5 protein-coding genes are annotated in these 6,853 nt (G+C 67.6%); 3 read left to right on the top strand and 2 right to left on the bottom strand.

The features are described 5' to 3' along the window. Nucleotides 1-721: 721 nt before the first annotated feature. Nucleotides 722-1,162 (bottom strand): hypothetical protein, encoded by a 441-nt coding sequence (locus V5F61_RS11945; protein WP_393987968.1) that lies wholly within the window; start codon nucleotides 1,160-1,162, stop codon nucleotides 722-724. A 945-nt stretch (nucleotides 1,163-2,107) separates the two neighbouring features. Here V5F61_RS11945 and V5F61_RS11940 point away from each other — a divergent pair. After that, nucleotides 2,108-3,139 carry a YeiH family protein gene (locus V5F61_RS11940; RefSeq protein ID WP_393988177.1) on the top strand — a complete coding sequence of 344 codons (1,032 nt, stop codon included), beginning with the start codon at nucleotides 2,108-2,110 and terminating at the stop codon, nucleotides 3,137-3,139. A gap of 12 nt (nucleotides 3,140-3,151) precedes the next feature. Beyond that, complete coding sequence (locus V5F61_RS11935) at nucleotides 3,152-4,039, top strand: LysR family transcriptional regulator (RefSeq protein ID WP_393987969.1); 888 nt, start codon at nucleotides 3,152-3,154, stop codon at nucleotides 4,037-4,039. 138 nt (nucleotides 4,040-4,177) lie between these two features. Here V5F61_RS11935 and V5F61_RS11930 read toward each other — a convergent pair whose 3' ends face one another. Further along, nucleotides 4,178-6,076: an ABC-F family ATP-binding cassette domain-containing protein gene (locus V5F61_RS11930; RefSeq protein ID WP_393987970.1), complete on the bottom strand. Its 1,899-nt coding sequence runs from the start codon at nucleotides 6,074-6,076 to the stop codon at nucleotides 4,178-4,180. A 179-nt stretch (nucleotides 6,077-6,255) separates the two neighbouring features. On the opposite strand from V5F61_RS11930, the gene V5F61_RS11925 reads away from it, so the two are divergent. Further along, entirely contained in the window at nucleotides 6,256-6,603 is a 348-nt protein-coding gene (locus V5F61_RS11925; RefSeq protein ID WP_393987971.1) for a tRNA-binding protein, read from the top strand. The last annotated feature ends 250 nt before the right edge of the window (nucleotides 6,604-6,853 follow it).

Raw genomic sequence — 6,853 nt, 5'->3', positions numbered from 1 at the left:
CCCTTTGAAATATAAGGGTTCTTGTCCCCGCTTTTTCAAGGCACCCCCGAATAGTCGCCGGTTTGGCTTTCGGTTTTGTGGGTAGAATCTATGTCAGTTGAGCTGACGTATTCGCCACATTTTCGCCGCCGTACCAGGGCGCCGGGCTGAGCTGCTGGACCAGCCGCGTGGCAGGGTCATGCTATGCCCGCAGTGGCGACCTGTGGCAGGCGTCCTAGGTCGGCACATGCCTAGCCCCAAACGAGAACGCTCGCCGATGGCGTCACGACGACGGTGGAGGGCGAGGAAGCCTGACGGTCGCACACTTGTGGTCATCGAACGGGGCGCCTTTGGGCGCCCCTTTTCTTTACCCGGCTCGCGAGGCGCAGTTGAAGGCCGCCACCGGGCTCGTCCGCCGCGACCAGAGCGGGCTGAAGGAGCCCTCGTCCGGTGGGCTTTGCGGCACCGCATGGCAGATGTGCGACACGACCATAGCTGACCTCGGTCGAGCGCCCACTCCCGCCGAGGTTACCGGCGGTGCGCATGCCGAGGGGCGCAGCCCGACCAATATTCGTGTTGAGTTTTACCAATGGAGGAAATTCCGCGCTCACGCTCGTGCCTGATGGAATGCCGGGGCGCCAGCTGTCAGAAGTTCGCCGGCGCACCGGGGGACTGACAGAGAGCGTAGGCGCGCTATGGTCCTATGAGGAGCTTGTCCAACCAAGCTCGCGATAAACGTCCATCACTTGGAATTGGGCTCGTACACGCCGGGGAGCGACCTATCCTTGGGCCAGTAGCCAAGCCGCTCGATACTCACGAACATATCGGCGTGTCGCCACATGATGGTGCCGAGATTTTTGTTCTTGTCCTTCCCAGCCAACGGCACCCCTCGCGACTCTAAGGCTTGAACCAACTCACCACGCCTCATTGGCCGACCTGATTCAATGAGCACCTCTCGGGCCAGATTGGCCACTTCATACGGAGCGAGTTCTCCGCGCACTCGCTGAGGTGCGGAATGCTCGGGAGCTGTTAGCTGATCATCCAAAAAAAGCGAACGCTGCAAACTCAGCGACGGTGAGACATTCTCAAGCGCCTTGATCGCCTTATCAATTTCTGCGAGCTGCTCCTGCAAGGCACGCTTCTTAGCCCGGAGGTCGCGGAGCACTTCCTGATAGTCGGGCATGGGTAGAGCCGCCGAATTCGTCTGGTTCAGAGCCGGTATCATACCCAATTCGGCGCCCCTTGTGGCCTGCGGACTCCAGAATTGGTTAACGGAGTCTAAATGAGGAAACAATGCGCACAAAGCAGAGCATCGGCGCTTGAGTTGCCCGATTGAATCGCCTAGAGTTTAGGTGTTGCGGTGCCTGGTAACGCAAACGGCCTCGGGCTGCCACCCGAGGCCGTGGAGCATGCCAGCATCTCTCGGGGCTCTTGTGTGCCAATCCCGAGAGCGAAGGCATTCGATAATAGGTTTGCGTCTTGCGTGGACCCTATATTGTTCGGCCGGAGACTGCAACAGGGCACGTTCGAGAATGGAGGTGGCCTATGTCAGCGAGATGCTGCCATTGGGTGAGCCCCTACCTGCGGACGCGTTTCGGTCGCCGTGAACATGTTCGCGGCCACTGGCGCTGCTGCTCGTAAGAGTGTGACCCTGTTGCCGACTTTTGGTGCGCGATAAGCCATCTAAGGTTAGCCCCGCTACCGGAGGAGCTTCTTCCCCCGGTAGCATCACCGGGCGAGCTATATCCCTATCATCTCCGCCGGCCATCCTTCGCCGTCTTAGGGTCAGAGCGCCAACTGGCGTCTCGCGGGAACCCGGTGCATCCGACGCACGTGGTCATATTCGCAAGCATTGCATTCACGCGCCACAGGCAATGCCCACATACGGCATTCACCAACATAGCCTCGCGCTGAGGTGGGGCGATGCAAGCGGGCGGCGATGCCGGCAGGGTCGAGCGGGGCTGGCGTCGCGTCGGCCTTCGGCGTCGCCTGGCGCTGCAACCAATCGAAATAAATAATTGAATGTAGAAATATAACGAATTGGATTGATTAAAAGCCTTCCGCGATGGTGGCCCTGCATTTCGAGGACATCATCATGGTCGAGCATCCCACCACCGCCGACGCCCCCATGGACGCTCCGGCGGGCGCGCGCGTTCCAGCCCTGCGGCACCTGAAGGGGGGCATCGTTCCCGGCCTCGCGGTGACCTGCGCCATCGCCGCCGCCGCCTATGCGGTGCGGCTGGTGCCGGGCCTGGGGCTGGTGAGCCCGCTCGTCATCGCCATCCTGATCGGCATGGCCTACCACAATATCGTGGGCACGCCCCGCGCAGCCACGGCGGGCGTGAAGTTCGCGCTGCGGCGGGTGCTGCGCTTCGCGGTGGTGCTGCTGGGGCTCCAGCTCACCTTCGCCCAGGTGCGCACGGTGGGCGTGGCGGGCTTCACCATCGTGGCGGTGACGCTGGCGGCTACCTTCTTCACCACCCGCTGGCTCGGCCGGCTGATGGGGGTGGACGCCAAGCTGGCTGAGCTGATCGCGGCCGGCACCTCGGTATGCGGCGCCTCGGCGGTGATCGCCACCAACACGGTGACCCGCGGCTCGGACGAGGACGTGGCCTATGCGGTGGCATGCGTCACGGTGTTCGGCTCGCTGTCGATGCTGCTGATGCCGGCGCTGCTGCCCTATACCAGCTTCGATGCCCACGCCTATGGCCTGTGGACCGGCGCTTCGATCCACGAGGTGGCGCAGGTGGTGGCCGCCGCCTTCCAGGGCGGGCAGCAGGCGGGCGAGTTCGGCACTGTGGCGAAGCTCTCGCGGGTGATGCTGCTGGCGCCGCTGGTGCTGGGCCTGGGCGCGGTCGCCCTGTGGAAGGCGCGCGGCGACCAGAACGCCAATCACGCCCGGCCGCCGGTGCCGTGGTTCGTGTTCGGCTTCATCGCCATGGTGATGGTGAACAGCGCCGGGCTGGTGCCGGCGGAGGTGAAGGCGCCGCTCGTCACCCTCACCACCTTCCTGCTGGCGGTGGCGCTCGGCGCCATGGGCCTGGAGACGGACATCCGCAAGCTGCGGATGAAGGGCCTGCGCCCCCTCATGCTCGGCGCCGCCGCCTGGCTTTTCATCTCGGCGCTGAGCTTTATCCTGATCGCCGTCTTCATGAACTGACGCGATGGACCGATGACGCTGGAACAGTTGCGGGTGTTCACCATGGTGGCCGAGCACCTGCACATGACGCGCGCCGCCGAGCGCCTCCACATGACGCAATCGGCGGTGAGCGCCTCGGTGGCGGCGCTGGAGGCCTCCTGCGGGGTGGCGCTATTCCACCGGGTGGGCCGGCGCATCGAGCTGACGGACGCGGGCGCGGGCTTCCTGCCGGAGGCCCGCGCCATTCTCGCGCGGGTGGAGATGGCGGAGACGGTGCTTGCCGATCTCTCCGGCCTCAGGCGCGGCCGCCTTGCCCTCAAGGCCAGCCAGACCATCGCCAATTACTGGCTGGGGCCACGGCTCTACCGCTTCCATGCGCGCTATCCGGAGATCGAGATCTCCCTCTCGGTGGGCAATACGGCGCAGGTCGCCGCCGCCGTGCTGGAGGGAGAGGTGGACCTCGGCTTCGTGGAGGGCGAGGTCCATGAGGTGATGCTCGCGCGCAGCACCCTTCCCGGCGACCGGCTGGTGCTGGTGGTGCCAGCCGGTCACCCCTGGGTGGGGCGGGCCCGCATCACGCCCGAGGATCTGCCGGAGCTGCCGTTCGTGCTGCGCGAGGCGGGCTCGGGCACCCGCCAGATGTTCGAGAGCGCGCTGGCGCGGGCCGGCGTCGCGCCGGAGCGCCTGAAGGTGGTGCTGGAGCTGCCCTCCAACGAGGCGGTGCTCAGCGCGGTGATCGCGGGAGCCGGCGCCACCGTGATCTCCGATCTCGTCGCGCGGGCGGAGCTGGCGGCCGGCACGCTGGTGCGCCTGCCGCTGACCCTGCCGCCACGCAGCTTCCACGCCCTGCGCCACGCGGACCGCTACCATTCGCGGGCCGCCGCCGCCCTGCTGGAGCTGGCGCGCAGCCCGGCGGAGTGACGCCAGGACCGGTGGACCCTTCCCACAGGTCTTCGTCCGAGCCCGCACGGCGTTTGAGCAAACCCGCCAGATGCTGGTGAAGGGCTGGGGACGACGGGACGAGGGATCGCTGCCGGCGGGGTGCGGCGGCACGCAGCCTCAGCCGCCGGCTTCCTCCAGCTCGGCGCTTACGGCCAGCCATTCCTCCTCGGCCGTGGCGAGGGCCTCGGAAGCGGCGTTGCGCGCCTTCGCGAAGCCGGCGGCATCCAGCGGCGCCTTGGCGTGCAGCTCGGGATCGGCGAGCCGGGCGTCGAGCCGGGCGATCTCCTTCTCCAGCTTCTCCACCTGGGCTTCCAACTCGCGGATGCGCTTCTTGAGCGGGCCGGTGGCGATGCGGCGCTTCGGCTCGGGGGCGGCTTCGGCCTTTTCCCTGCTCTTTTCCTTCTCCTGCGCCTTGTCCTTGCGGCCGTCGGCGGTCATGCGGTCGCCGTCGGCCTTGGAGAGCACCTCGCGGCGATACTGGTCGAGATCGCCGTCATAGGGCTTCACGGTGCCGCCGGAGACCCGCCACAGCCGCTCCGCGCACGCTTCCAGCAGGTAGCGGTCGTGGGAGATGAGGATGACCGCGCCGGGAAAGTCGTTGAGCGCCTCGATGAGCGCGGCGCGCGCCTCGATGTCCAGATGGTTGGTGGGCTCGTCGAGAATGAGCAGGTGCGGTCCGTTGAAGGTGGCGAGGCCCAGCAGCAGGCGCGCCTTCTCGCCGCCGGAGAGGGCGGAGACCTTGGTATCCCCCGCGCCGCCGGAGAAGCCCATCTCCGCCGCCCGCGTGCGCACCTTCGCCTCGGGGGCATCGGGCATCAGCCGGCGCACATGCTCGGCCGGGCTCTCGTTCGGGCGCAGCTCGTCGAGCTGGTGCTGGGCGAGATAGGCCACCTCCAGCTTGTCGGCGCGCACCATGCGCCCGCTTTCTGTGGAAAGGCGCCCCGCCAGCAGTTTGGCGAAGGTGGACTTGCCGTTGCCGTTGGGGCCCAGCAGGGCGATGCGGTCGTCCTCGTCGATGCGCAGGTCGAGATTGCGCAGGATGGGCTTGCCGGGCACGTAGCCCACCGCCGCCTTCTCCAGCACCAGGATGGGCGGGGAGAGCAGGCGCTCGGGATGGCGGATGGAGATGGCCGCCGCCTCCTCGCTCACCTGGGCGGCCAGCGGCTCCAGGCGGGCGAGGGCCTTGAGGCGCGATTGCGCCTGCTTGGCCTTGGTGGCCTTGGCGCGGAAGCGGGCCACGAACGCCTCCATGTGCGCCCGCTGGGCCTCCTGCTTCTTGCGCGCCTTCTGGTCCAGCAGCAGGCGCTCGCGCCGCTGGCGGTCGAAGGAGGTGAAGCCGCCCTTATAGAGGGCGAGCTTCTGCCCGCTGAGGTGCAGAATGTGGTCCACCGACGAATCCAGCAGGTCGCGGTCGTGGCTGATGAGGATGACCGTGCGCGGATAGTGCGCGAGATAGTCCTGGAGCCAGAGCGTGCCTTCGAGGTCGAGATAGTTGGTGGGCTCGTCCAGCAGCAGCAGGTCCGGCTCGGTGAACAGCAGGGCGGCGAGCGCCACGCGCATGCGCCAGCCGCCGGAGAATTCCGAGCAGGGCCGGCCCTGCGCGCTCTCGTCGAAGCCCAGGCCGGCGAGGATGGTGGCGGCCCGCGCCGGCGCCGAATGGGCGTCGATGTCGATGAGGCGGTGCTCGATCTCGCCCATGCGCATGGGGTCGGTGGTGGTCTCGCGCTCCCTGAGCAGCGCGGCGCGCTCGGTGTCGGCGGCGAGCACGCGGTCGATGAGGCTGTCGGGGCCGGCAGGGGCTTCCTGCGCCACGCGGCCGATGCGGGTGCGGTTGGGCAGGCGGATGGCGCCGCTCTCCAGCTCCAGCTCGCCCACCAGCGCCTTGAACAGGGTGGTCTTGCCCGAGCCGTTGCGCCCCACCACGCCCACCCGAGCGTTCTCGGGAATGGCGACGGAGGCATGGTCGATGAGCAGGCGGCCGGCAAGGCGCAGGGAGATATCGTCGAGAACGATCATGACCGCGCCTTTTCGCAGGCCCGGCGGTGGCCGGCAAGGGGCGTGGGCGGCGGGCGCGGGCGGCGCGCCGCGCATGGCAGGCCGCGCGCTTGCCCCAGCGGCGGATGTGTGCACCACCTGCAGCCGGGTGCGCGGGACATTGCTATACGCGGCGTCGGAAGCAGACGACGGAGGCGGCCTTGAGCGCGCGCGAACCCCTTTCCTTTGACGATTTCCTGAAGGTGGACATCCGGGTCGGCACCATCGTGGCGGCCGAGGCCTTTCCGCAGGCGCGCAAGCCCGCGTTCAAGCTCAGCATCGATTTCGGGCCGGAGATCGGCGTGAAGCGCTCCTCGGCGCAGATCACGGTGCATTATGCAGCCGAGGATCTGGTGGGCCGGCAGGTGGCGGCGGTGGTGAACTTCCCGCCGCGCCAGATCGGGCCTTTCATGTCGGAGGTGCTGACCCTCGGCTTCCCGGATGCCGAGGGGGCGGTGGTGCTGGTCTCCCCGACCCGGCCGGTGCCCAACGGCGGGCGGCTGTTCTGAATCGTGTCCGCGCGCGCCGCGCGTGTCCTGAATTATCGATATGACGAGCTTGCGATCCGCGCGCGGATATCCGTTTCGCCTCAAGTTGCGTGATGTCGCAGCCTGAACGCCGCTCCGGCTGCGAAACGCCGGCGCGCCCGCGCGGCCTCTGCTTCCGGGCAGCCGGCGTCCGGCTGCCGACGCGTGCGAAGCCGGGCGTCCGGCTTCCTTGCGCGATGGATGCGGCTGGCGGAACGGTTCTTCGTGGCTT

The organism is Xanthobacter sediminis (assembly GCF_043195015.1).
GTDB lineage: Bacteria > Pseudomonadota > Alphaproteobacteria > Rhizobiales > Xanthobacteraceae > Xanthobacter.
The sequence above is the reverse complement of the archived record's forward strand: the minus strand, read 5'-3'. Positions and strand labels throughout refer to the sequence as shown.

What these genes read in the sequence shown, in the direction of transcription:
- V5F61_RS11945 (WP_393987968.1), bottom strand. Translation starts at nt 1,162, where the DNA reads ATGCCCGACTATCAGGAAGTGCTCCGCGACCTCCGGGCTAAGAAGCGT.
- V5F61_RS11940 (WP_393988177.1), top strand. Translation starts at nt 2,108, where the DNA reads ATGGACGCTCCGGCGGGCGCGCGCGTTCCAGCCCTGCGGCACCTGAAG.
- V5F61_RS11935 (WP_393987969.1), top strand. Translation starts at nt 3,152, where the DNA reads ATGACGCTGGAACAGTTGCGGGTGTTCACCATGGTGGCCGAGCACCTG.
- V5F61_RS11930 (WP_393987970.1), bottom strand. Translation starts at nt 6,076, where the DNA reads ATGATCGTTCTCGACGATATCTCCCTGCGCCTTGCCGGCCGCCTGCTC.